The 24,892-nt window shown below is 64.7% G+C and carries 23 protein-coding genes and 2 pseudogenes; 14 read left to right on the plus strand and 11 right to left on the minus strand.

All coding sequences use genetic code 11. The features are described from left to right. Positions 1 to 9: 9 nt before the first annotated feature. Both ABIG06_RS28380 and radA read right to left on the minus strand, forming a co-directional pair. Positions 10 to 639 carry a CvpA family protein gene (locus ABIG06_RS28380; protein ID WP_124159076.1) on the minus strand — a complete coding sequence of 210 codons (630 nt, stop codon included), beginning with the start codon at positions 637 to 639 and terminating at the stop codon, positions 10 to 12. 165 nt (positions 640 to 804) lie between these two features. Continuing rightward, entirely contained in the window at positions 805 to 2,250 is a 1,446-nt protein-coding gene (radA, locus tag ABIG06_RS28385) for a DNA repair protein RadA (RefSeq protein WP_028178043.1), read from the minus strand. A gap of 196 nt (positions 2,251 to 2,446) precedes the next feature. On the opposite strand from radA, the gene ABIG06_RS28390 reads away from it, so the two are divergent. Both ABIG06_RS28390 and ABIG06_RS28395 read left to right on the plus strand, forming a co-directional pair. Then, positions 2,447 to 3,595, plus strand: coding sequence for an ABC transporter substrate-binding protein (locus ABIG06_RS28390; RefSeq protein ID WP_370139424.1), 1,149 nt, complete (start codon positions 2,447 to 2,449; stop codon positions 3,593 to 3,595). Further along, complete coding sequence (locus ABIG06_RS28395; protein ID WP_370139425.1) at positions 3,595 to 5,658, plus strand: putative bifunctional diguanylate cyclase/phosphodiesterase; 2,064 nt, start codon at positions 3,595 to 3,597, stop codon at positions 5,656 to 5,658. Before ABIG06_RS28390 ends, ABIG06_RS28395 begins: the two co-directional genes overlap by 1 nt. Positions 5,659 to 5,669: 11 nt before the next feature. On the opposite strand, the gene ABIG06_RS28400 is transcribed toward ABIG06_RS28395, so the two are convergent. Beyond that, on the minus strand, positions 5,670 to 6,395 hold the full coding sequence (locus tag ABIG06_RS28400) for a sulfite exporter TauE/SafE family protein (RefSeq protein ID WP_370139426.1): 726 nt from the start codon (positions 6,393 to 6,395) through the stop codon (positions 5,670 to 5,672). Between the two features lie 516 nt (positions 6,396 to 6,911). Between ABIG06_RS28400 and ABIG06_RS28405 the strand changes: the two genes are divergently transcribed. Next, on the plus strand, positions 6,912 to 7,688 hold the full coding sequence (locus tag ABIG06_RS28405; RefSeq protein ID WP_370139427.1) for a potassium channel family protein: 777 nt from the start codon (positions 6,912 to 6,914) through the stop codon (positions 7,686 to 7,688). A gap of 267 nt (positions 7,689 to 7,955) precedes the next feature. Here the strand turns inward: ABIG06_RS28405 and ABIG06_RS28410 are convergent, their stop codons facing one another. Next, positions 7,956 to 8,726 (minus strand): exodeoxyribonuclease III, encoded by a 771-nt coding sequence (locus ABIG06_RS28410; RefSeq protein WP_370139428.1) that lies wholly within the window; start codon positions 8,724 to 8,726, stop codon positions 7,956 to 7,958. Positions 8,727 to 8,766: 40 nt separating this feature from the next. Between ABIG06_RS28410 and ABIG06_RS28415 the strand changes: the two are divergent. After that, positions 8,767 to 8,990, plus strand: a pseudogene (locus ABIG06_RS28415) (cysteine rich repeat-containing protein). A gap of 110 nt (positions 8,991 to 9,100) precedes the next feature. On the opposite strand, the gene alr reads toward ABIG06_RS28415, so the two are convergent. Continuing rightward, positions 9,101 to 10,348: an alanine racemase gene (gene alr, locus ABIG06_RS28420; RefSeq protein WP_370140924.1), complete on the minus strand. Its 1,248-nt coding sequence runs from the start codon at positions 10,346 to 10,348 to the stop codon at positions 9,101 to 9,103. A gap of 46 nt (positions 10,349 to 10,394) precedes the next feature. Then, entirely contained in the window at positions 10,395 to 11,906 is a 1,512-nt protein-coding gene (locus ABIG06_RS28425; RefSeq protein WP_124158872.1) for a replicative DNA helicase, read from the minus strand. Positions 11,907 to 12,455: 549 nt separating this feature from the next. On the opposite strand from ABIG06_RS28425, the gene ABIG06_RS28430 reads away from it, so the two are divergent. Beyond that, positions 12,456 to 12,662 carry a transcriptional regulator gene (locus ABIG06_RS28430; RefSeq protein WP_370139429.1) on the plus strand — a complete coding sequence of 69 codons (207 nt, stop codon included), beginning with the start codon at positions 12,456 to 12,458 and terminating at the stop codon, positions 12,660 to 12,662. 9 nt (positions 12,663 to 12,671) lie between these two features. On the opposite strand, the gene ABIG06_RS28435 is transcribed toward ABIG06_RS28430, so the two are convergent. Beyond that, on the minus strand, positions 12,672 to 13,922 hold the full coding sequence (locus tag ABIG06_RS28435) for an SAM-dependent methyltransferase (protein ID WP_199751338.1): 1,251 nt from the start codon (positions 13,920 to 13,922) through the stop codon (positions 12,672 to 12,674). A 277-nt stretch (positions 13,923 to 14,199) separates the two neighbouring features. Between ABIG06_RS28435 and ABIG06_RS28440 the strand changes: the two genes are divergently transcribed. The 3 genes and pseudogenes from ABIG06_RS28440 to ABIG06_RS28450 form a co-directional block, all read left to right on the plus strand. Further along, a complete protein-coding gene (locus tag ABIG06_RS28440; RefSeq protein WP_370139430.1) occupies positions 14,200 to 15,144 on the plus strand; it encodes a hypothetical protein in 945 nt (314 codons plus the stop codon). A gap of 107 nt (positions 15,145 to 15,251) precedes the next feature. Beyond that, positions 15,252 to 15,848 (plus strand): TetR/AcrR family transcriptional regulator, encoded by a 597-nt coding sequence (locus ABIG06_RS28445; RefSeq protein ID WP_370139431.1) that lies wholly within the window; start codon positions 15,252 to 15,254, stop codon positions 15,846 to 15,848. A gap of 11 nt (positions 15,849 to 15,859) precedes the next feature. After that, positions 15,860 to 16,318, plus strand: a pseudogene (locus tag ABIG06_RS28450) (PaaI family thioesterase); the annotation flags it as partial. 124 nt (positions 16,319 to 16,442) lie between these two features. Here ABIG06_RS28450 and rplI read toward each other — a convergent pair. The 4 genes from rplI to rpsF all read right to left on the minus strand — a co-directional run bounded on the left by rplI (position 16,443) and on the right by rpsF (position 18,923). Further along, positions 16,443 to 17,042, minus strand: coding sequence for a 50S ribosomal protein L9 (rplI, locus tag ABIG06_RS28455; protein ID WP_124158877.1), 600 nt, complete (start codon positions 17,040 to 17,042; stop codon positions 16,443 to 16,445). 48 nt (positions 17,043 to 17,090) lie between these two features. Beyond that, positions 17,091 to 18,068, minus strand: a complete 978-nt coding sequence (locus ABIG06_RS28460; RefSeq protein WP_370139432.1) for a DUF2232 domain-containing protein — start codon at positions 18,066 to 18,068, stop codon at positions 17,091 to 17,093. Between the two features lie 133 nt (positions 18,069 to 18,201). Next, positions 18,202 to 18,441: a 30S ribosomal protein S18 gene (gene rpsR / locus ABIG06_RS28465; protein ID WP_007592020.1), complete on the minus strand. Its 240-nt coding sequence runs from the start codon at positions 18,439 to 18,441 to the stop codon at positions 18,202 to 18,204. A gap of 5 nt (positions 18,442 to 18,446) precedes the next feature. After that, positions 18,447 to 18,923 (minus strand): 30S ribosomal protein S6, encoded by a 477-nt coding sequence (rpsF, locus tag ABIG06_RS28470; protein WP_124158879.1) that lies wholly within the window; start codon positions 18,921 to 18,923, stop codon positions 18,447 to 18,449. Positions 18,924 to 19,264: 341 nt separating this feature from the next. Between rpsF and ABIG06_RS28475 the strand changes: the two genes are divergently transcribed. The 6 genes from ABIG06_RS28475 (at position 19,265) to fabF (ending at position 24,797) form a co-directional block, all read left to right on the plus strand. Next, on the plus strand, positions 19,265 to 19,963 hold the full coding sequence (locus ABIG06_RS28475) for a TetR/AcrR family transcriptional regulator C-terminal domain-containing protein (RefSeq protein ID WP_124158880.1): 699 nt from the start codon (positions 19,265 to 19,267) through the stop codon (positions 19,961 to 19,963). Between the two features lie 3 nt (positions 19,964 to 19,966). Next, complete coding sequence (locus tag ABIG06_RS28480; RefSeq protein ID WP_370139433.1) at positions 19,967 to 20,992, plus strand: fatty acid desaturase family protein; 1,026 nt, start codon at positions 19,967 to 19,969, stop codon at positions 20,990 to 20,992. Positions 20,993 to 21,165: 173 nt separating this feature from the next. Continuing rightward, positions 21,166 to 22,125, plus strand: a complete 960-nt coding sequence (gene fabD / locus ABIG06_RS28485; protein WP_370140925.1) for an ACP S-malonyltransferase — start codon at positions 21,166 to 21,168, stop codon at positions 22,123 to 22,125. An 11-nt stretch (positions 22,126 to 22,136) separates the two neighbouring features. Then, a complete protein-coding gene (fabG, locus tag ABIG06_RS28490) occupies positions 22,137 to 22,874 on the plus strand; it encodes a 3-oxoacyl-[acyl-carrier-protein] reductase (protein WP_124158882.1) in 738 nt (245 codons plus the stop codon). 309 nt (positions 22,875 to 23,183) lie between these two features. Continuing rightward, the gene (locus ABIG06_RS28495) at positions 23,184 to 23,423 is read left to right on the plus strand and encodes an acyl carrier protein (RefSeq protein WP_008551805.1); all 240 of its coding nucleotides are present in this window, start codon (positions 23,184 to 23,186) and stop codon (positions 23,421 to 23,423) included. A gap of 108 nt (positions 23,424 to 23,531) precedes the next feature. Then, positions 23,532 to 24,797 carry a beta-ketoacyl-ACP synthase II gene (gene fabF, locus ABIG06_RS28500; protein WP_124158883.1) on the plus strand — a complete coding sequence of 422 codons (1,266 nt, stop codon included), beginning with the start codon at positions 23,532 to 23,534 and terminating at the stop codon, positions 24,795 to 24,797. The last annotated feature ends 95 nt before the right edge of the window (positions 24,798 to 24,892 follow it).

Raw genomic sequence — 24,892 nt, forward strand, 5'->3', positions numbered from 1 at the left:
AGGGGCCAATCAACGCGCCGCAGGTTTCTCGATCAGCTTCTTCATGCCGTCACGAGCCGATTTACTGTATCCGTCGGCACTGCCCGAAGGCTGCTGCTCGGATTCAGCTTGATCATCATCTGGTTTGTTTTTCTTGAATCTCTTCAAGATGGTGTTCTCGGGGTCGTCAGGCAAGAGGGCCATCAGCCAGTCCCCGGTTCCCTGGAGCACCACGCGGGACTTGGCCCCCGTGACCCAGTCCGGACGCTGCTTGTCCGGAACCAGCCAGGTGAAGAACAGGAAGGCGACCACGACGATCAAAAGCCCGCGAGCCAGGCCGAACAGGAAGCCGAGGGTGCGGTCCAGTGCGCCGATCCGCGAATCCAGGATCATGTCGGAGATGCGCACCGTGATCACGGAGACCACGACCAGGGTGCCGACGAACACGCCGGCGACCACGACGACGCTCGCGACCGTGTCGTTGTTGAAATAGGTCTTGGCCGTCGGCAGCAGCTTCGAGAACGAGTACAGCGTCACGATCGCCGCCGCGCCCCAGGCCGCAATCGACAGGATTTCGCGCATGAAGCCGCGGACCATGGCGAGCAGGCCCGAGATCAGCATCACACCGAGCAGGATCAGGTCGAGGAGTGTTACTGGCATCGGCTGGTCTGGTCCGCTCGTACTGTCAAAGGCTCAGCGAATCGGTGTTTGGCCGCTGCCCTAAAAGAAGGGCAGACGGCGTTCCCGGCAAGGCCGCAACCACGCAATCCCATGCTGCTTTTGTGACGGCTGTATAGCGGCGAGGGCCTCCGGCGTCACCTCCACCTAACCCTCTCCGCGGCGGAATCTTGCCGGTGTGGCATTTTTCTCTGCCGGGGCGTTCGATTCGCCTCGGCGGGAGCCGCGGGCGGCGATCTCGGCCACCAATGTCGTCAGGCTGTTCACCGCATTCAGCGACAATCCGGCATCGCCGCCGGTCTCGCCGCGTGCCGATTCGGGCAGCACCGCGCGCTGGAAGCCGAGTTTTGCCGCCTCCTTCAGCCGCGCCGGGGTCTGTGCCACGGGGCGGACCACGCCCGAGAGCGAGATCTCGCCGAAATAGACGGCATCGGTGGGTAACTGCGCATTAACCAGCGACGACACCAGCGCCGCGGCGGCGGCGAGGTCGGCCGCGGGCTCGTGGATGCGCAGGCCGCCGGCGACGTTCAGATAGACGTCGTGGCCGGACAGCTTGACCCCGCAATGCGCCTCCAGCACCGCCAGCACCATCGACAGCCGGCTCGGGTCCCAGCCGACCACGGCGCGGCGCGGGGTGCCGAGCGAGGTCGGGGCCACCAACGCCTGCAATTCGACCAGGACGGGCCTTGTGCCCTCGATGCCCGCAAAGACTGCGGTGCCGGGCGTGCCGAGATCGCGCTCGGACAAGAACAGCTCAGAGGGGTTGGTGACCTCGCGCAGGCCGAGGCCGGTCATCTCGAACACGCCGATCTCGTCGGTCGGGCCGAAACGGTTCTTCACGGCCCGCAGGATGCGAAATTGCTGCGAGCCTTCGCCCTCGAACGACATCACCGCGTCGACCATGTGCTCGACCACGCGGGGACCTGCGATCTGGCCGTCCTTGGTGACGTGGCCGACCAGGATGATGGCGGCGCCGGTTTTCTTGGCGAAACGGATCAGCGCCTGCGCCGAGGCGCGTACTTGCGTCACCGTGCCGGGCGCCGATTCCACCGTGTCGGTCCACATGGTCTGGATCGAGTCGATCACGATCAGCCGCGGCACCGCGCCCTCCGACAGCGTCGAGACGATGTCCTCCACGGAGGTCTCGGCGGCGAGCTGGACCGGTGCGTCCGACAGCCCGAGCCGCTCGGCGCGCAGGCGCACCTGGGCGACCGCCTCTTCACCGGAGATGTAGACCACGCGGTGGCCGGCGCGCGCCAGCAGGCTGGTCGCCTGCGTCAGCAGCGTCGACTTGCCAATTCCAGGATCGCCGCCGACCAGCAGCACCGAGCCGCGGACGAAGCCGCCGCCGGTGACGCGGTCGAGCTCGGTCATCCCTGAGGACAGGCGCGGCGCATCCGGACTTTTTCCGGCAAGGCTCTCCAGCGCGAACGTTCGGCCCTTGCGTTTGGAGCGGATCGACACCGGAACGCTGCCGCTCGTGTCTTCTTCCGCGAGTGTATTCCACTCGCCGCAGGACTCGCACTTGCCCTGCCAGCGGTTATAGGCCGCGCCGCAGTTCTGGCAGACGAAGGAGAGGGTGCTCTTGGCCATGGGGAACAGATGAGTCGAGGTTTCAACTTGCTGGATAGCACGGAACGGCGGCCGCGATGGCCTGCGCTTCGATTATCTCAATCCGACACGATAGATATACCGTTCATTAGCTCTGTGCCGCTGTGGCCGGGTTGATTTTGCGAAGTATTAGCGGACGCGGGTCCACCCTAGGACCAATGGGGGCCGGCGAAGAGAAATGACGAGATTCCTGCGAATATTGCTCGCTGCGGGCATCGTCTGCGGCGCTATCGCGTCCGCCGGCGGTAGCCTTGCCAAGCCCCTCGACATCGTCTTCGTCAATCCCGGCAAGACCGGCGAGGTCTACTGGGACATGGTCGCGCAGACCATGCAGGCCGCCGGCCGCAGGCTCGACGCGCATGTCGAGGTGCTGACCAGTGAGCGGAATTACCGCACCATGCAGGAGCTCGGCTTCGGCGTGGTGGCACGTCCCGACAAGCCCGATTTCCTCATCCTGTCGAACGAGGAGTCCGCTGCCGTCCCGATCCTGGAGGCGGCCGAGGCTGCAGGCGTCAAGACGCTGCTGCTCTCGAACACGCTGATCGGCGAGGATGCGGCGCGTTTTGGACCGCCGCGCGAGAAGCTCAAGACCTGGCTCGGCGACATCACGACCGATCTGCAGACCGCGGGTGCACGGATGGCCAATGCGCTGATCGGGGCGGCGCGTGCCGAGAAATGGCAGAGCCCCGACGGCAAGATCCATATTCTCGGAATCGGCGGCGACGAAATCACTCCGGCTTCGATTGCCCGTAACGCCGGCCTCAAGCTGGCCGTGGATGCCGCGCCTGACGTCGTGGTGGACCGGCTGCTGTTCGCCAACTGGACGCAATCGGAGGCAGAGCGGGTCACGGCGAACTACCTGGGTTGGGCTTCTCGCAAGGAGATCCGGCCTGCCGGCATATGGGCCGGAAACGATCCGATGGCGCTCGGCGCGCTCCGCGCTGCGATCGCTGCCGGCCTCGTGCCCGGTCGAAACATCAAGGTCGTTGGACTCAACTGGTCGGAGGACGCGCTGCGCGAGATCAAGGCGGGCCGTCTGCTGCTGACCGACGGCGGGCATTTCCTGCTCGGCGGCTGGTCGATCGTTCTCCTGCGCGACTATGCCGATGGCTGCGATTTCGCGGCCGTTTCGCCCCATGTCGAGGTCAAGACGTCTGCGATCACGCGCGACAACCTCGCTTCGGTTGGCGACCTCATCAGGATGCGTGCGTTCGACCGGATCGATTTTACGCGGTTCCGGGCCAAGGCCGGACGCTGCGGCCAATATGACTTCTCCCTCGATGCGCTGATCTCGTCGCTGCCGCTTCCCGAAGGCGTTGCGGACTGATGCGCAAGGATGAGGCGATGACCGATCCGGATCGCGACCAGCAGCCAGCGCCGCGCCTGCGCTCGGTCGTCCACGCGATGATCTGGGCCACGGTGCCCGTTCTGCTGCTGGTGCAACTTCTGGCCTCTGCCGGTGTCGAGGCATCGAGCTTCTGGTCGCGCGTCAGGCAGCTCGACGCCCGCATGGTCCGGGTCGCCGAGAGCCGGGCCGAGCTGATCGCCGAACCGCTGTGGAAGATGCGCTACGACCAGGTCACGGGCGTGCTCAACGAGATCATGCACGACGAGACCATCGCGGCGGCGGCCGTCTATGACGATACCGGCGCCGCGATTGCCCGCGTGGTCGCCCGGCCCGACGACCAGGTCGTCGAAATCTCGCGCCCGATCCGCTACAGCAATGGCAACATGGCCGTTCAGGCCGGTCGCATCGCCATCGCTTATTCGCGCGCGACGTTGTACGCGGATGCGGGCAGCCGCCTGGTGCTGCTGCTGGTGGTCGGCCTGCTCGCAACCGTTGCGACCCTGATCGCCATGCGGATCTCCGCCAACATCTTCATCGGCCGGCCGCTGGCGGCCATGATGTCGGCGATCCAGCGCAGCAAGCAGGATGGCCGGGCCTATCCGGCGGACGTCACGTCCTCGAACGAATTCGGCCAGCTCGCGCGCGCCTTCAACGCCATGCAGCACACGACGTCAGGCGCGCTGGACCGGCTCGGGCACATGGCGACGCACGATCCGCTCACGGGGCTGCCGAACCGGCGCTCCCTGACCGAGCGCCTGGCCGTGGCAAGCCGGGACGGGGGCTCGCCGGATACGCTGGTCGCGTTCTGCTTCATCGATCTCGACGACTTCAAGGGCATCAACGACACCTTCGGTCACGAGGCCGGCGACAAGTTCCTGGTTCAGATCTCGGAGCGTCTTCGCGGAGCGGTCGAGGTGGAGGACTGGGTTGCACGGCTCGGCGGCGACGAGTTCGTCGTCATTCGTCCCGATGTGAGCCACGAACAGGCCGCGCACGCATTCGCTCAGCAGGTGCTGGACGCCATTTCCGAGCCGATCCGCCTCCACGACAAGCAAGTGGTGCCGCGCGCCAGCATCGGCCTTGCCGTGCGTCGCGCCGACGATCCGGAGCTGTCGCATCTGCCGACGCTCGCCGACATCGCGCTCTATCATGCCAAGAGCAAGGCGCCCGGCACGGTCGCCGTACTGGACGAGGCGCTGCAGCGCGACTATCGCCGCCGGAGGGATCTCGAGCTCGCCATTCCCACCGGGTTCGCCGAGGGACAGTTCGAGGTCTGGTACCAGAGCCAGGTCGATCTCGAAACCCACGAGGTTGTCAGTCTGGAAGCGCTGATCCGCTGGCGGCATCCTGAGCATGGCGTGATCGGCCCCGGCGAATTTCTGCCGCTGATCGAGCGCAGCGGCAACAATGCGCGGCTGACTCGCTACGTGCTGACCGATGCCTGCCGGGCCTTGCAGCGGTTGGCCGCCGCCGGCAGGCCGCAGATCCGGATCGCGATCAACCTGCCGCCGTCCGAACTTGCCGACCATTCGCTCGCCGCCGAGCTGCGTGCGACCTGTGCGCGCTTCGATGTTGCGGCCTCATCTCTCGAGCTCGAGATCACCGAGGGATCGCTGATCAACAACATCGCCAGCGCCTCCGAAACGCTGCATCGCCTGCGGCGCTTGGGTGCCACGATCGCGCTCGACGATTTCGGTACCGGCTACAGCTCGCTGGCTCATCTCAGGCGCTTCCCGCTCGACAAGGTCAAGATCGACAAGGCATTCATCCGGGAGATCCCCGAGAGCGCGGAGGACAAGGCCATCGTCGGCGTGATCGCATCGCTTGCCGGCACGTTGGGGCTGACCCTGGTCGCAGAAGGCATCGAGCGCGCCGAGCAGGCCGAGGCGATGCGTGACATGGGCGTGAGGTTCGGGCAGGGCTTCCTCTATCAGAGGCCGCAGCCGCTCGAGGCCCTGTTGCAATGGCTCCGCCGGCAGCCGGCGGTGCCGGGACGCGGCATCTCCGAGAGCCCATCGATCTCTCCGGAATTCGCCGCCTGAGCGCGGCCGTCTCAGGGCTGAGCCGCGCTCCAGAGCATCGAGAGCCCGGCTGCGATCATGATCGCGTCCATGACCAGGCGGAACACGTCCGGCTTCAGATGCAGCACGAAGCGTTTTGCGATGAAGGCGCCCGACATCAGCGAGGAGCCCGCAATCAGGCCCTTCATGAAGACGTCGCCGGTCAGTGCGCCGAAGCGCTCGAATGTCACCGATTTCGCGAAATAGAGCCCGAGCGACGAGGCCGCTTCGGTGGCGAGGAAGGCGCCCTTGCTGAGGCCGTAGAACAGGAACAGCGGCACGCTGAGCGGGCCGGTCGAGACCACGATGCCTGTGAGATAGCCGATGACTGCGCCGCCGACGGCCAGATGCCAGAGATTGGCCTTGAGGTCATCCCGCGCCAGCCAGTGCCGCACCGGCACCATCGCGATCAGGAAGATACCGATGGCGAGATCGACGACGTGCGAGGGCAGCGCCAGCAACGTCCGCGCGCCGAGCGCTGCGGCCGGAATGCCCGTGACCGAATAGGCCGCGCAGGCCCGCCAATCGACCTCACGCCACCAGGCCAGAATCCGCGAGAAGTTCGCCATCACGGAGGCGACTGCCATGATCGGCACGGCCTCCTTCGGCCCATAGGCATAGACTAGCACCGGCATCAGCATGATCGACGAGCCGGTGCCGACGATGCCGGAGATGGTGCCGGCGACGAGGCCGACGCTGAGGACGAAGAGAAAGGCCAAGGGCGGTCGCTCCCGGAATCGGAGCAGTGTAACCGGAGCCGGCGGCGAGGGCGAATGCCGGCCGCGCTCCAGTGAGACCGCTGGTCGTGACGAGAAGCCAAACGGTTCCTTCGAGACCGCCCCTGTCCCCCCACTCGCTTCAGGGCACGCACTCGGTCCGAGACGTCCCGACCGGCCATCCTGCCGTTCTCCTGGTTTTCATTGGACGCAAAGGAGGTCCAGCCGGCCCGCCACTGCGGGATAGGCGCAGACGCTCAGAAGAACATCGACGAGCCGATCTTGCATCGTTGGCGCGTGCGATATTGCTCGGCGAGCTTCCGGTATTCCTCGGATTTGAGCATTCAGCTCCCGAAACGGAGCTGAACGCCGAGTCGACTTTCTCGTTCCTGAATCCTCCGGGCCGCCCATCAGGTCGACAAATGATCTCCTGTTCCAGCCGGAGATGGCAGCGATCGGGATGGAGTTTGCAGCGCGTTCAGAGTTGCAATCAGCGGTGCAAGTCGCAATCATGATTCAATGTCCTTCACGTCTCTCAGAAGCAACGTCCGTCGCCTCTACGAGGGCGCAACGCCGAGCGGCGTACGCTTCCGCTATGCGCTGCTCGCCTTCGATATCGTGACGGTCCTGTTCATCATCGCAACCTCGTTCCTGCAGCCCAGTGAGATCATTGAAACGCTCGATGTCCTGTTCGGCGTCATGCTGCTTGCTGACTTCTCGGCACGGCTCCTCGTCGATCCGCATCCGTTTCGAAAATTCAGTCAACTCGCGACGTGGGCCGACATGGTTGCGATCGTATCCTTCCTGGCACCGCTTGCCGGCGAGGCAGGCGGCTTTCTCCGGATCCTGCGAACGCTGGGGCTGCTTCGCGACTACCAGATGCTGGTGAGGCTGCGCATCGATTCTCCGTTCTTTCGTCGCAACGAAGAGGTCATCTTCGCCGTCACGAACCTCGCCGTCTTCATCTTCGTCATGACCGGAATCGTTTACGAGACCCAGAAGTTTCGCAACGACGAAATCCGAAACTATGCCGATGCCCTGTATTTCACCGTCACCGCGCTGACGACGACCGGCTTTGGCGACATTACCTTGTCAGGCACGTTCGGCCGCTTGATCACCGTCGTGATCATGATCTTCGGCGTGACGCTGTTCTTCAATCTCGCCCGCGCGCTCCTCAGTCCTCACAAGGTGCGATTTCCATGCCCGACTTGCGGGCTCCAGAGGCACGATGCCGACGCCGTGCATTGCAAGGCCTGCGGCAAGATTCTCAATATCCCCGACGAAGGGGCAACCTGAAGGGCTCTAACTGCCGGCGATGCGGATGGACGTCTTTTGATGGTGACATCATGCCAGTGTTTTGCCCGATGGATCAACGATGTTATTTCGGAATAACCGTAGTTTCATTGAGCGGACAGGGGTCGGCTACTGTGCATGGGGTTGTTTTTCAATTTTTTGTTTTGACCGACCCGCTGTTGAGAGCATGCCGGCGGAAGGGCCGGCTACGATTTCGATCTGGATGCCGTGCCGGTGAACGTGATCGACGGCAGGAATGTGTGATGAGGATCACCGCAGCACCACCCATGCCGGCGCGTGATCGCTTGCGCCATCCTCTGCGCGGATCTTCTTGTCGACGCCGGCTTTTGCCAGGCGCGGGGCGAGGGCAGGGCTGAGCAGGAGATGATCGAGCCGCAGGCCTGCGTCGCGCGGCCAGCGGTTTCGCTTGTAGTCCCAGAACGTGTAGATGCGCTGGCCCGGGTGCAGCTCGCGCACCGCGTCGCACCAACCTTGTTCGACCAGCGACGCGAAGGCCGCGCGACTCTTCGGCTGGATCAGCGCATCCTTGTCCCACGAGCGCGTCGGGTAGATGTCGATCTCGGTTGGCGCGACGTTGTAGTCGCCGGCGAGCACGACGGGCAGGTCCTGCTTGATGAACGTTCTGGCGTGGCGCTTGAGCCGTGCGAACCAGTCGAGCTTGTAGTCGAATTTCGGTCCCGGCTGCGGATTGCCGTTCGGCAGGTAGATGCTGGTGACGATGATGCCGCGCACGGCGGCTTCGATGTAGCGGGCTTCGAGATCTTCAGGCTTTCCCGGCAAGCGCTCGCGGGTGAGAATGGGCTCGGCATCACGGGCCAGGATGGCGACGCCGTTCCACGTCTTTTGTCCACACCAGACCGCGCCGTAGCCGGCCTTTTCGATCGCAGCCGCCGGAAATTCGCCATCACTTGCCTTCAACTCTTGAAGCGCGACGACATCGGGCTTTGCGACACGCATCCATGCCAACAGATTGGGCAGGCGTCGGTTGATGTTGTTGATGTTGAATGTCGCGATCCTCATGTAGAGCTACCGGCTCCCGCCTTCCGTACCCGGAGATACAATGTCCAAATTGAGTTTTGTTGCCATCGCACTCGTCGTCGCGTTCTCCGGAGAGGCGCATCGGCACAATCGTCCGATCCGCGCGGCGCGTGCAAGGCGGACTACGACAAATTCTGCGCCGGCATCGCGCCGGGCGGCGGCCGCGTCGTCGCCTGCCTGAACGGCAAGCGCGACCAGCTCAGCGACACCTGCAAGACGGCGTTGGACAGCAGGAAGAAGAAGTAAGCAATCCCTTCCGTGTCCCGGACGTGCGTAGCGCGAGCCCGGACACGGAGGTCGGCAAGTCCATGCGGAGAGATGGACCCCGGCGCTCAGTTCGGCAGCGGGGCTGCCGGCTACTCGATTGGCGGCGATGAGTGCGGCTGCTCGGCTCCCGTCGCCGGCGTCGGCCGTTCCAGCGGCTCCACCGCATCGCCGCCCTTGTAGATGCGGGCATAACGGCGGCCGAGGCTGGTCAGCACCTCGTAACCGATCGTGCCGAAATGGTGTGCGAGTTCGTCGACGGTGATGCCGTCGCCGAGCAGCGTGACCATGTGGCCGCGCCGTGCCGCGTTCGGCGGCAGGTCGGTGATGTCGATGGCGATGAGGTCCATCGAGATGCGGCCCGCGATCGGGCAGCGCTTGCCGGCCACGATGACTTCGGCGCCGCGGGTGCCGTCATTGGAGCTGGCGGCGCGGAAATAGCCGTCGGCATAGCCGACCGCGATGATCGCAAGTTTCGTCGGCCGCCGCGCGGTCCAGGTACCGCCATAGCCGACGCTCTCGCCGCGCTCGATATTGCGGATTTGCACGATGCGCGCCTTGAGCTCGACGACCGGCTGCATGGGATTATCGGCCTCCGGCGTCGGGTTGACGCCGTAGAGCGCAGCCCCCGGTCGCACCAGGTCGAACTGGAATGGCGCGCCGAGGAAGATGCCGGAGGAATTGGCGAGGGCCGCCGGGACGCCTGAGAATTCACTGGCAATGCTGCGGAAGGTTGCGAGCTGTTTGGCATTCAGCGGGCTGTTGAGCTGCTCGGCCGAGACCAGATGGCTCATCACCAGTGTGATGCCGTGATCGCCGGCATTGATGCGGGGAATGATGGCTTGCGCGTCCGCAAGCGTCAGGCCGAGCCGGTTCATGCCGGTGTCGATGTGAACAGCCGCGCCGCCGGTCCAGCCGCTCCGGCGGCAGAATACGTCCCATTCGGCGAGTTCGTTGAGATCGCCGATCACGGGACGGCAATTGATCCTGGCGTAGTGCTCCCCGGTGTTCTGGAAATAGCCGCCGAGCACGTAGATCGTGGGCTCCGGCACCGCGGCGCGCACCTTGCGCGCCTCCTCGAGGGTGGCGACGAAGAAGGTCCTGCAGCCCGCCTTGCTCAGGGCTCGTGACACTTGTTCGGCGCCGCAACCATAGGCGTCGGCCTTGATCACCGCCGAGCATTCGGCCGGTACCGCCGTCTTCTCGAGCTTGCGCCAATTGGCGATGATCGCGTCGAGATCGACGGTCAGCACGCCGCCATAGGCGGCGAGCGCAGCAGCCTGGTTGGCATCTGCGGAGAGAGGGCCGGATTGCGGGATCGTTTTCGGGTCGGACGCCATTGTCATGGCGCCGTTTTACGCAAGTGGCCGGTCCGGTTCAAGGAACTCAGTAGTCGTTGTCGCTGCGAGCCGGCAGCTGACTGTCAGGCGCAAGGTCGCCGAACCGCGTGACCGAGGCTTCGAACGCCAAATCGACGGTGCCGGTCGGGCCGTGGCGCTGCTTGCCGATGATGACTTCGGCCTTTCCGTGCGCAAGACTCATGTCGAGCTGCCACTTCTCGTGTTCAGGCGTGCCTGGGCGGGGCTCCTTCATCGCGAGGTAATATTCCTCGCGGTAAACGAACAGCACAACGTCGGCGTCCTGCTCGATTGATCCGGATTCACGCAAGTCGGAGAGCTGCGGCCGTTTGTCGTCGCGGGATTCGACCTGGCGTGAAAGCTGGGACAGCGCGATCACGGGAACGTTGAGCTCCTTGGCGAGCGCCTTCAGGCTGGTCGTGATCTCCGTGATTTCCTGCACGCGGCTGTCGCTGGCGCGTTTGCCGGAGCCGGACAGAAGCTGGATGTAGTCGATCACGAGAAGGTCGAGGCCCTTCTGGCGCTTCAGCCGGCGCGCGCGCGCCATGAGCTGCGCGATCGACAGGCCGCCGGTGGCATCGACATAGAACGGCAGCGATTGCAGCTCGATCGAGACCTCCCGGATCTTCTCGAAATCGGCTTCCGAGATGCCGCCGCGGCGGATGTGGGAGGAGGGAACGCCGGTGCGCTCGGCCACGATACGCGTGGCGAGCTGGTCGGCCGACATTTCGCAGGAGAAGAAGCCGATCACGCCACCATTGGCGGCCTTCGTGGTGCCATCGGCCTGGAGTTCCGGAACGTAGGCTCGTGCGACATTGTAGGCGATATTGGTCGCGAGCGAGGTCTTGCCCATGCCGGGACGGCCCGCGACGATGATGAGGTCGGAGTGCTGCAGGCCGCCCATCTTGGTGTCGAGGTCGCGCATGCCTGTCGAGATGCCGGACAGCTTTCCATCGCGCTGGAACGCCTTGGCGGCGAGATCGACCGCGACCGCCAGCGCCTGCGAGAATTTCTGGAAGCCGCCGTCATAGCGGCCGGACTCGGCGAGTTCGTAAAGCTTGCGTTCGGCGTCCTCGATCTGCGCCCGCGGCTGGAAATCGACCGGCGCGTCATAGGCGACGTTGACCATGTCCTCGCCGATGCCGATCAGGTCGCGCCTGAGCGAGAGGTCGTAGATGGTGCGGCCGTAGTCCTGCGCATTGATGATGGTGGTGGCTTCGGCGGCGAGCCGCGCCAGATATTGTCCGATGGTCATGCCGCCGACATCGGTATCGGCGGGCAGGAACGTCTTCAGCGTGACGGGCGTCGCGATCTTGCCCATCCGGATCAGGCTGCCGGCGGTCTCGAAAATCGTCTGGTGCAGCGGCTCGAAGAAATGCTTCGCCTCCAGGAAGTCGGAGACGCGGTAGAAGGCGTCGTTGTTGACCAGGATCGCGCCCAGAAGGCTCTGTTCCGCCTCGATATTGTGCGGCGCGCTCCGATAGGCGGGAGTTCCGGCATCGGGCGCGAGTTTGAGAACGTTCGAATCAGTCAGGGCCATGGTCGGACGTGCTTAGCAATTTTCTTTGGCGGATGCGGGGCCGGGATAAAGCGCCGCCTCAGGCGAAAGCGGAAGCAAAAGCTGACCGCTATCAACCGCTCAGTTAAAATGGTGGATGATTAGCAGTCGCAGCATGCGCCGCGCTTGACGGATTTCCGCGGAACTTACTCGTCCCAGGAGGCCGCGAGCGTGCCATGGAAAAATCCTGAAACCCATGAACCCTATCGACTGACTGAGAGACCTATTTGAGAGCGCGCGAAATGACGCACGCTGGCCGCGTTCGGCTCGGTTCAGACCAGCAGGAGGTAGACCAGCGCGACCAGAGCGGCCCCGACGCCGGTGGCGATCAGGGCATAGTCGGTACGGAGGTCGTCCGGCACGTCCAATGAGGTTCGGGTCTCTTTGCTCATGGCGACGGTCTAAGACAGGCCCGACCAGACTTATGTGAAGCAGATCACATCTCCCCGGATTCTTTCGGGGATAATGCGGAACAGCAAGGCCGGCCCGGGATTGTCCTATTCCCCCGCCAACAGGGACATGAGGCGAGCGATGCAGCCAGAACGGCAGCACCTGAACTGGCAAAGCGAGGCCGGCAGCCGGCTCTGGCTGTCCGGCTTAATCGCGGCCATGGAGCACGCCGAACGGCCCGACGTCCGTCGCCAGCCGCTCGCGCCCGAGATCCTGATCCAGCTGCGCGAGCAACTGGCGCTAACGGCCTCCGTCCGGACCTCCCTGATGTCGACTCTGCGTCACTAGGACCAGGGTCTATTCACCAGCCAGCTTGAGTCTGGGCACGGCGGAGCCTTCACGCGCCCGCAACCGGGCTTCCTCCCGCTGGATGTAGTCGCGGGTCATCGGCACCACGCCCTGGCGACGGGTAAGCTGGATCTGGAAGTTCATCATGGCTTGCTTGCGGAACGTCATCTCGCAGGCGGCCAGGTAGAACTCCCACATCAGGGCGAAGCGCTCGTCGTAGAGCTGCACCGCCTCCTCGCGCCGCGCCATGAAGCGCTCTCGCCAGGCCTTCAGCGTCTCGGCATAGTGCAGGCGCAGAATCTCGATGTCGCAGACCAGGAGGCCCGCTCGCTCGATCGCCGGCAGCACCTCCGACAGGGCGGGGATGTAGCCGCCAGGGAAGATGTATTTGGCGATCCAGGGATTGGTCGAGTCCGGGCCCTGCGAACGGCCGATCGCGTGCAGCAGCATGACGCCGTCCTCGCTCAGCAATTCGGCGCAGCGCTGAAAATAGGCGTCGTAGAACCTTGCCCCGACATGTTCGAACATACCGACCGAGACGATGCGGTCGAACGTACCGTCAACGTCGCGATAATCCTGGAGCTGAAATCTGGCCGAGTCCGTCAGACCCTTTTCGGCAGCGCGCGCATTGGCGACCTGCAACTGCTCGGTCGACAGCGTGATGCCGGTGACATCGGCGCCGGCGATCTCGGCGAGATAGAGCCCGAGGCCGCCCCAGCCGGAGCCGATGTCGAGCACGCGCTGACCGTCCTTGATCAGGAGCTTCGCTGCAATGTGCCGTTTCTTGGCAAGTTGCGCGTCGTCGAGCGGCGTCTCGGGCGTTTCGAAATAGGCGCAGCTATATTGTTTGTCGGCATCGAGAAAGAGCGAATAGAGCCGGCCGTCGAGATCATAGTGATGGGCGACGTTGTGGCGGGAGCGGGTGCGGGGATTGAATTGCTTCAGGTGCCGCGTCAGGTAGCGCAGGTGCCACCACGGTTTCGCCCAGTGCGGCAATAGGTCGGGTTGATCGAGCAGGATCGCGAGGGCATCTGCTATGGTGCCGCGCTCGACCACGAACTCGCCGTCCATATAGGCCTCGCCGAGCCCGAGCTCGGGATTGACGAGGCTCTTCCGCTCCGCGTCCGCGGTGACGAAGCGCACCGCGACCGGCTCGCCGGAGCCGTCGCCGACGGTGAACTTCGATCCGTTTGCGCTGGTCACCGTCATCGACCCGCGCCGGATGAACTGAGACAGGAATCTGCGTAACAAACGGTCCATCGACATGTCCTCTCGAGCGAACCCGAAAGATGCGACTAACCCGGCCTTCACATCTGACGCCCAGGCGCCGCAGCGGTTCCTATGCGTTTGCATCCAAATCTAGCGATGCGGTTCCGGCCGCGCTATTGCGCTGTATTCAAAGCCGATATTCGAAAATAGCTTAATCACATCCTTGCGCGCGGAGCCTGCTTCCATTCGCAGCTCAATCGGTTAAAAGGTTGACCGCGCCGCGCCGGAGGCCGGCTGCATTCGCGTAAATTCAATGGAGATGATGGGAATGTCGAGCCGAGCGCTCAGCCTCGCGACGGTATTGCTTCTGACCGGCTTCGGCGCGGCCGATACCGTTTTTGCGCAGGCGACGAACCTCGAGGCCGGCAAGACCCCGTCCCAGCTTTTCGCGCAGACCTGCAATGCCTGCCACAAGAGCCCGCGCGGACTTTTGAAATCCGTGGCGCCGGGTTCGCTGCCCGGATTCCTGCGCCAGCACTACACCACGAGCTCGGACATGGCGGGCGTCCTTGCCTCCTATCTGATCTCCAACGGTGCCACCGACACCCGCTACCAGGCCAAGGACGGCAAGAAGGACGGAGCCAATACTGCTCCGGGCCAGTCGCCTGAGCATCAGGGCCGCCGCCACCGTTCGCAAGAGGCCGCCAAGCCGGACGGCGAGGGTGCTACTCCGGCGCCCGAGGGCGCGCGCCAGAAACGCGCTGCGCGGCCCGCCGGGGAAAGCGCGACGCCGGAGGAACAGGCAGCGCCCGAGCCGCGCAAAGGCAAGCGGCGCGTTAAGCCGGGCACTGAGGAAGCCCCGAAGGTCGATGCCGCCGCGCCGGCTGCCGAGGACAAGAAGAGCGAGCCAAGGCCTCAGACCGTCAAGCCTGACAGCGCCAAGGCCGAGCCCGACAGCAGCAAGGCAACCGAGACTCCCGTTGAGACCAAGCCGGATAGCTCAAAGGTCGAGCCGCGCGGGAGCGAAGCTCCGGCATTGCGATCCGACCCGGTCCCGCAGGCGACGCCGGCTGCACCTGCCGCGGCAAAGCCCGCCGAGCCGGCGTTGCCCAAGCCGGCGGAAGAGGCTGCTTCCAAGCCGGCCGCGCCTGCGACCAGCCCCGAACCGGCAGCCAAGCCGCAGCAGGAGCCGGCACGGCCCGCGGCCGCTGCAGCTCCGCCCGCGGCTCCAGCCGAGTCATCCGGTCCGCCCGCACCGCCAATCTCACGCTAAGTCCGCGACGTTCTTTAGCTTGATACGGAGGCCGCCTTCATCGCGGCCTTCGTATCATATTGACCGCACTAGAGTACTGCTCTAGAGTAAGACTCCAGGAGATGGCGATGGCGACGAGCGTGCGAGACGACCTGTTGGCGGCCGGGCTGCAGGTGTTCGACCGCGTCGGTTTCGAAGCCGCGACGGTGGCCGCGATCCGCACCCGGGCCCGCGCCTCCAACGGCAGCTTCTTTCACGTCTTCGGCTCGAAGAAGGAGCTCGCCGGCGCGCTGTTTCTGGAGGTCTTGCGGCACTACCATGCCGCGGTGCTGGCCGCGCTCGATCCTGCGCCCGATGCGGAGCAGGGCATCGATCGCTTGATCCGGGCCCATCTCGACTGGGTCGTCACCAGCCGGCGCGAGGCGCGCTACCTCTTCGAGATTTCGCGCAGCGAATGGGGCGAGGACGTGCGCGATGCCCAGCGCGCGCAGAACGCGCGGCTCGCCGAAGGCATCGAGCGCTGGCGCGCGCCGCTGGTTGCAAGCCGCGAGCTTCTGCCGATGACGCCGGTGATGTTCGTCAGCCAGCTGATCGGTCCGGCGCAGATCTTCTGCCGTGCCTTTCTGTCGGGTCGCGACCGCACCGATCCGCGCATCGAGGCGGATACGCTGATCGCCTGCGCCAATCGTGCGCTGAGGCCGTTCGATCGCATCATCAAGAAATAGGGAGAGACTGCATGCGGGCCGAAGCTGATCCGGAATTCGCACCGATTGCCGAGCGCATCCACGCCAATGTCGGCCGGCAGGGCTTTATGAACCTGGTGGGCGCCGAGCTGTGCGAATTGTCGCGCGGCACCTGCACCATCGCGGTGGAGCGCCGGCCCGAGCTGCTTCAGCAGCACGGCTTCTTTCATGGCGGCGTTACCGCCTTCCTGGTCGACAACGCCACGACGATCGCTGCCGCCACCTCCCGCGGCCAGCCGGCGCTGACGGCCGAATACAAGCTGAATTTATTGTCGCCAGCGGTCGGCGAAAAGCTGATCTGCCGGGCAAAGGTGATCAAGCCGGGCCGACAGGTCGCGGTGGTTGCCGCCGATGTGTTCTGCGTCAGCGACGGTGTCGAGAAGCACACGGCAACGGCGCTGGCCTCGATCGCGATGCTGAACGAAGACGTCGCCGGCAAAACGAAAAGCCCGCGCCGCGTGAGGCAGCCGGGCTTCGTTGTCTCTTCGTCATTGCCGGGCTTGACCCGGCAATCCATCAAAAAGATCCTTTGACGATGGATTGCGCGGGGCAAGCCCGCGCATGACGGCTTGTGGCTTACTTCTCTTCCGCAGCAGGGGCCGGCTCGACTTCGTCGTGCTGGGCTTCCGGATCGAAGAACTCGCCGGCGGCGGCGATCGCCTCGGCCGCCGCATCGCGATCCTCGTTGCGGGTCGAGATGTCCTCGCCGCGGTTGATGCGCTCGGCCTCGTCTTGGCTGCGCGCGACTGTGACGGTGATCTCGACCTCGACCTCGGGGTGAACCGCAACCGTGACCGTGTGCTTGCCGATGGTCTTGATCGGCGCGTCGAGCTGCACCTGCGGACGTTCGAGGTGGACGCCGTCGGCTTCGAACGCCATGACGATGTCGCGCACGGTGACCGAGCCGAACAGCTGGCCGGCTTCGGAGGCCTGGCGGATCACGATGATGTTCTTGCCCTGGATCTTCTCGGCGACCTTGGACGCTTCGCCCTTGGCCTGGAGATTGCGGGCTTCGAGCTCGGCCTTCATGCCGTCATACTTGGCACGGTTGTCGGCGGTGGCGCGCAGCGCCTTGCCGCGCTTGAGCAGGAAATTGCGAGCGTAGCCGTCCCGAACCTTCACGACTTCGCCCATCTGGCCGAGCTTGTTGACGCGTTCCAGCAAAATGACTTCCATATTCGTTCTCCTCTTGAAGTGCTCTGTAGGTTTCAGTTTCGGGGGGACTTAAGGGGTTGGCAGCGGGGGCGGCTGCCGGCTGCGCAGGAAGCGCTCGCGAAAACCGAACACGGCATCCGCAAGACCCAGGATCACCATCGCGATCACGGGCCATCCAAACACGACGACGACGGCGTAGGTCGAGCCGAGCCAGAACGTGCGGCTCTTCAGCGCGAGCGTCAGCGTATGCAGCACGGCGAAACCGGTCAGCGCATAGGCCATCATCAGCGCGGCCGTGGCGATCTGCGCGACGATGGCAGGCAGCCCGCCGGTGAAGCACAAGGCGAGCGCGATGCAGAGTGCCACCAGGGTCATTGGCGGCAGCTCTGCCGTCTTCAGATCCGGCCAGGGACGGCGCAGCCGGCCCGACGTCGCGGTCACCTTGGCGCTGAGCCAGAGGTTGAGAGTCAGTGTCATCATCGCGATGATGGTGGCGCCGGCCGGTACGATCCGCACCAGCGCGTCGACGAATTGGCTGGCTTCGCCCGAGGTTTGCGGGTCGGTGGCGCGGAGGAGGCGCATCAGGCCGCGCCGCAGCGTGCCGGTGATGGTCTCGGCGTCGGTGCCGAGCGTGAGCAGGGCGGCCATCGTGGTCAGCGTGGCAAAGCCTGCGATCCAGAGCAGGATGCGGCCGATCGGATACCACTCGATCTCGGGCTTTGCCGGCGGTTCGGCGGCTGCGTCCGGCGCGAGGCTTCCCACCTGCCGGCCGAGCAGGACGAGATGACCAAGCCACCAGGCCGGCAATGCGACGGTGACGGCGAAGGCGATGCAGTAGGGCAGGCCGAACAGGGCGCCGAGGCCGATCGCGGCGACAATGCCGCCGAGGCTTGCGCAAAGTGGTCCCCAGCCGATCGCGGCGACCATCAGCGGCAGAGGTGCGAGGTAAAACAGGACGAGCGAGATCAGCGCGCCCGAGATGATCGAGGCGAACATCAGGGCCGACGCGGCGCCGGCGATCAGGGCTATCAGTCCAAAAGCCATCATCAGCTGTCCCGCTCCCTTCGAGCGGTTAGAGGCGTCGCTTGCCCCAACCATCGGCGACCGGACGACCCGGAAGCCTTATGAGTTCGAAAAGTTGCGACCGGCGGCGCGATGGCCGCCGGTCGAATTGGTCGTGTTAGCGAATGACGTAGGGCAGCAGGCCCAGGAAGCGCGCGCGCTTGATGGCGCGGGCGAGCTCACGCTGCTTCTTCGCGGACACCGCCGTGATGCGGCTCGGCACGATCTTGCCGCGCTCGGAGACGTAACGCATCAGCAGCTTGGAGTCCTTGTAGTCGATCTTCGGCGCATTGGCGCCCGTGAACGGGCAGCTCTTGCGACGACGGAAAAACGGGCGACGTGCACCAGCTTCAGCCATTGTTCTTACTCCCCTTCCGTCGTGGTTTCAGCTTCTTCGCGCGGCCGGCGCGGGCCGCGGTCACCGCGGAAGCCACCACCGTCGCGATCGCCGCCACGGAAGCCGCCTTCACGCTCGCCGCGGAAGCCGCCACCACGGTCGTCACGTTCGCGATCGCGGTCGGCCTTGCGCATCATCGCGGACGGGCCTTCCTCGAGCTCCTCGACGCGGACGCTGAGATAGCGGATCACGTCTTCGCTGATGCGCTCCTGGCGCTCGATCTCGGCGATCGCCGCGGACGGCGCGTCGATGTTGAGCAGCACGAAGTGCGCCTTGCGGTTCTTGTTCATGCGGTAGGTGAGGGAGCGCACGCCCCAATTCTCGGTCTTGGTGACCTTGCCGCCGAGACCTTCGACGATTCCGGTCATCTGCGCAGTCAGCTCTTCGACCTGCTGCGGGCTCGCGTCCTGACGCGCGAGAAAAACATGCTCGTAAAGAGGCATGGACGTCCTTTCCTCATGTTGGCGCATCGCCCGGCGTCAAGCCCTTAAGAGACCTTCGGAAAGGACTCTGGGATGAAGCTCAGAAGGCGGAAACACGGGACGACGGGCCGACTGGCCCTGCCACACCAAAATCACGAATGATTTGCTGAGACCGTCCGTTCAGCTCCCGGCCGGGGTCTGCGGATGCGCGCCTTATACGGATTTTGGCCGGCTTTGCAAGTTTTGGGGCCAAGCTTCGGCCGGATCCCACGCCGGCGAAGCCGGACCACCCTCCCATACCATCATATCCCTTGACCCGTTTGTTTGTATGTCATACAAACAAATCGACGCGGAGGACCTCCATGGTAGAGACCTTGGCCCATGAGCCGCTCGAGGGCGACCCCAAGCACGCCGCGCGTGCGACGCGCTCGGCCGGCCGCAAAATGCGGTCGCTGCTCCTGGATGCTGCGAGCCCGCTGTTTCGGGAGCGCGGGCTGTCCGGCACGGCTATCACCGACATTGCGGCCGCCGCGGACGCGTTCCCGAGCCAGATCACCTATTACTTCCGCACCAAGGAGGCGCTGTTCGTCGAATGCGCCTGCCGCGATCTCTTGTATCTGGCGCGCGCCACCGAGCAGGCGGCGCTGAAGGCGCGCACGCCTGGGGAATACACCCACGCGCTGGCCAAGTCCGTGACGGCGAGCGATTCGGTTGCCTTCTTCGCCGAAGCGCTGACGCTGACGCGTCGTCGCCAGGATCTCGCGCCCCTCGTGGAGCGCACCATCGAGCGTCTGCACAGCGAGGGTACGCGCGCTTATGCGGGGCAGGTCGAGCGGCACGGCTGGCGCTCGCTGCGCGCGCCCGACGAAAGCTCGCGGCGGTTCTGGGCCGTCGCCATCGGCGTCATTCTCGAAGGTAACGCCATGGGCCGCTCGCCCGAGGAGCTCTGTGCCGAGATGCTGCGCGTGCTAGGCGAGCAGGCGAAATCCGCCGACGACACCGGGCGCCTGCGTCTCGTCGAGGAGGCCGGCGCATCCAGCAATTCGAATGGGGAGGGTTAGGCCATGACCGCGCTTCGCATGCGTGCCCGCGATTTCCTGACCGACGATCAATTGGCCGATGTGCGCCAGCGCGTGACGTGGAAAGGTGCTGCGCTGATCGCGCACGCCTGGGCGCTGATATCAGCAGCGATCGCCTTGGTCGCGTGGTGGCCCAATCCGATCACCTACGTCCTCGCCGTCGCCATCATCGGCTCGCGCCAACTCGGCCTTGCGATCCTGATGCATGACGGTGCGCATGGCTGCCTGTCCGCCGACGAGAAGACCAATCTGGCACTGAGCCAGTGGTTCTGCGCCTATCCGCTGTTTGCGGAGACGCGCAGCTACCGGCGCTATCACCTGCAGCATCACGCGCGCACCCAGCAGGAGGACGATCCCGATCTCGTGCTGTCGGCGCCGTTTCCGATCACCAGGCTGAGCTATCGCCGCAAGTTCATTCGCGACATCACTGGACAGACCGGCTATCAGCAGCGCAAGGCGCAACTGCTCAACGCGCTCGGGCCAAAGGACTGGTCATGGCGGCAGCGTGCGGCGCATTTCTGGGAGAAGCTCGGCCCGCAATGTGTGGTCAATGCGATCATGTTTGCCGCGCTCGCCGCGGCTGGTGTGTGGTGGGCCTATCCGCTGCTCTGGCTGGTGCCGCTGCTGACCTGGATGATGGTCATCACCCGCATCCGCAACATCGCCGAGCACGCCGTCGTTCCTGATAGTAATGACCCTTTGCGCAACACCCGAACCACGCATGCCAATTTTCTCGAGCGCCTGTTCATCGCGCCGTACTACGTGAACTATCACCTCGAGCATCATCTCTTGTTCTACGTGCCTTGCTACAATCTGCCCAAGGTGCATCGCCTGCTGAGCGCGAGTCCGTATGCCGGCCGCATGGAAGTGCAGCCGAATTACGCGGCGGTGCTGCGGCTGGCGACGGCAAAGCCGAACCGCGAGGACCGGCCGGGGCAACTTGTCAACAGTGCGCGCCGCGCGCGGGCCGGGGTGGAAGTCGATGCCAACCAGACTGCCGGCGGGTTCTAAGGGGCGTATTCCCCGTTGAATGCTGGTCCAAGTTCCCGTCTCGGCTTGACAGTGCGGCCCCGGACGGTGTCTACGGCCCCCTTTGGAGCATGATCCGGAACCATGGCCCAAGGCCGTGCGTAATCGGCTGCCGGTTCTCGAGAGGGATCATGCCTGACAAGCAGGGAGCGCCGATGACGGCTGCATTCACATTTCCTGGGCAGGGCTCCCAGGCGGTCGGCATGGGTAAGGCCCTGGCTGACGCCTTTCCGGTGGCGCGCGCCGTGTTCGACGAGGTCGATGCCGCGCTTTCTGAGAAGCTGACGGCCATCATCTGGGAAGGTCCGGCTGAAACCCTTCAACTCACCGAGAACGCCCAGCCGGCGCTGATGGCGGTGTCTATCGCCACCCTGCGCGTGCTCGAGGCTGAGGCTGGTTTTTCCGTGGGACGAGACGCGGCCTTCGTTGCCGGCCACTCGCTTGGTGAATATTCGGCGCTGGCCGCGGCCGGCAGCCTGACGGTTTCGGATACCGCCCGCCTGCTTCGCACGCGCGGTCTCGCAATGCAAAAGGCCGTCCCGGTCGGCGCCGGCGCGATGGCCGCGCTGCTCGGTCTCGACTACGAGGCCGCCATGGAGGTCGCGGGCGAGGCGGCGCAGGGGCAGGTCTGTCAGGCCGCCAACGATAATGGCGGTGGGCAGGTGGTGGTCTCAGGCGACAAGGCTGCGGTCGATCGCGCCGTCGAGATTGCCAAGGCCAAGGGCGCCAAGCGCGCGATGCTGCTGCCGGTGTCCGCGCCGTTCCATTGCAAGCTGATGCAGCCGGCCGCGGATGCCATGGCGGAGGCGCTCTCGAAGGTCACGATCAAGGCGCCGGCGGCGCCGCTGGTGTCGAACGTGCTGGCGAGCGCCATCGCCGATCCTGACGAGATCCGCCGCCGCCTGGTCGAGCAGGTCACCGGCACGGTGCGCTGGCGCGAGTCGGTTGCTTATATGGCCGGGCAGGGCGTCACCCGCTTCTTCGAGATCGGCGCCGGCAAGGTGCTGACAGGTCTTGTGAAGCGCATCGCGGACGGTGCCGTCGGCATTGCTGTCGGCGGTCCGAACGATATTGCCGCCGCCAAGGATGCATTGACCGCTGCGAAGCAGGCCTAAAGGAGTCATCAATGTTCGATCTGACTGGCCGAAAGGCGCTCGTCACCGGCGCGACCGGAGGCATCGGCGGCGCGATCGCGCAGGCGCTGCACGCGCAGGGCGCCACCGTCGCGATATCGGGAACGCGGAAGGAGGTGCTGGACGAGCTTGCCGGCAAGCTCGGCGAGCGCGTCCATGTGCTTCCATGCAATCTTTCCAAGGCCGATGAGGTCGAGGCGCTGGTGCCGGCTGCGGAAGCGGCGATGGGTCAGGTCGACATTCTCATCGCCAATGCGGGCATCACGCGCGACAATCTCTTCGTGCAACTCCGTGACGAGGACTGGGACGAGGTCATCAACGTCAATCTGACCGCGACCTTCCGCCTGGCGCGCGCCGCGACCAAGCTGATGATGCGCAAGCGCTTCGGCCGCATCATCGCCATCACCTCCGTGGTCGGGGTCACCGGCAATCCGGGACAGGGCAATTATACTGCGTCGAAGGCAGGCCTGATCGGCATGATCAAGACGCTCGGCGCCGAATACGCCAAGCGTGGCGTCACCGCGAACTGCATCGCACCCGGCTTCATCAAGACGCCGATGACGGATGCCCTCAACGACAAGCAGCGCGAAGCGATTCTGACCAAGGTTCCGGCCGCCCGACTGGGGACGCCCGAGGACATCGCAGCGGCCGCGGTCTACCTGAGTTCGAACGAAGCATCCTATGTCACCGGGCAGACCATCCACGTCAACGGCGGCATGGCCATGATCTGACGCCTCGTGCCGCAGCGCCGTCAAGGCGGTGCCCGATGCGGCAAACGGCCGTTTCCGGAGCGAAATGAGGCTTGTAGTCAAGGCAATTGAAGTATGATAACCGGACCTTCAACGGATGGGCAAAGAACGCCATTGCAGGTTTTTGAAACCCTGTATATTGGCGATGCGGAGCCTTTGGCCGTCGTTCGCCGGGGCCTCATCGGTTAGGATGGGCCAAATCAAGTTCGTAAGCGAAGGCAGTCAAACGACCACGACGGCTCGTATCGTCCCGGGGGGTCGGGTCTACAGGGAACAACACGAGGTTAAGCAATGAGTGACATTGGCGAGCGGGTTAAGAAGATCGTGGTCGAACACCTTGGTGTTGAGCCCGAGAAGGTTGTCGACAACGCGAGCTTCATCGACGACCTCGGCGCCGACAGTCTGGACACCGTCGAGCTGGTGATGGCGTTCGAAGAGGAATTCGGTTGCGAGATTCCGGACGACGCCGCGGAAACGATTCTCACCGTCGGCGATGCCACGAAGTTTCTCGAGAAGAACGCGAAGAGCTAAGCTCTTCTATTTTCGCGGGGACAACATTGAAACCGGACGGGCCGCTTCGCAGCGGTCAGCCGGTTTCTTGTTATTGGCCGTGAATCTTTCGATGCGGAGTTTTCGGATATGAGGCGGGTTGTCGTCACGGGCCTCGGCATGGTCTCGCCACTCGGCTGTGGCGTCGAACCGACCTGGAAGCGCATTCTTAACGGCGAAAGCGGTGCGCGCAGGATCGAGAGCTTCGATGTCTCCGATCTTCAGACCAAGATCGCCTGTACGGTCGTGCGCGGCGACGGGACCAACGACAGCTTCAATCCCGACAAGTGGATGGAGCCGAAGGACCAGCGCAAGGTCGACGACTTCATCATCTTCGGCATGGCCGCGGCCGGCCAGGCGCTCGAGGATGCCAACTGGCATCCCGAGACTGAAGAAGACAAGTGCGCGACCGGCACCATGATCGGGTCCGGCATCGGCGGCCTCAACGGCATCGCCGAAACCGCCATCCTCCTCAAGGAGCGCGGACCGCGCCGGGTGTCGCCGTTCTTCATTCCGGGTCGTCTGATCAATCTCGCCTCCGGCTACGTCTCGATCGCGCACGGGCTGAAGGGGCCGAACCATGCGGTGGTCACGGCCTGCTCGACCGGTGCACACGCGGTCGGCGACGCTGCCCGCCTGATCGCACTCGGCGATGCCGATGTGATGGTCGCAGGCGGCGCCGAGTCGCCGATCAGCCGCATCGGCATTGCAGGCTTCAACGCCGCGCGTGCGCTCTCGACCGGTTTCAACGAGACGCCCGAGAAGGCCTCGCGTCCCTACGACAAGGACCGCGATGGTTTCGTGATGGGCGAGGGCGCCGGCGTCCTCGTGCTGGAAGAGCTCGATCACGCCCGGCGCCGCGGCGCCAGGATCTATGCCGAGGTGATCGGCTATGGCCTGTCGGGGGACGCCTATCACATCACCTCGCCGTCGCCCGACGGCGACGGCGGCTTCCGCAGCATGTCGGCGGCGCTGAAGCGCGCCGGCCTCACGCCGTCCGATCTCGACTACATCAACGCGCACGGCACCTCGACGCCGCTCGGCGACGAGATCGAGCTCGGCGCGGTCGAGCGTCTGCTCGGCAATGCCGCCTCCAAGGTTGCGATGTCCTCGACCAAGTCGTCGACCGGCCATCTCCTCGGCGCGGCCGGTGCGATCGAAGCGATCTTCGCGATCCTCGCGATTCGCGACAACGTCGTGCCGCCAACGATCAATCTCGACAATCCCTCGGTCGAGACTGCGATTGATCTCGTGCCGCACAAGTCTAAGGAGCGTGAGGTCAACGTCACGTTATCGAACTCTTTTGGTTTTGGCGGTACCAATGCGTCGGTGATCTTCCGCCGCTTGGCCAGTTAGTTTGCGTTTGGGACGAAACCACCGTTTTGCCGCATTCGGCGATAGTCATGGACGTGGGCGCGTGCATTTTGGCAGGGCAAGCGATTGTCGGGCCG

The organism is Bradyrhizobium sp. USDA 326 (genome assembly GCF_049739485.1).
Classification (GTDB): Bacteria; Pseudomonadota; Alphaproteobacteria; order Rhizobiales; family Xanthobacteraceae; genus Bradyrhizobium.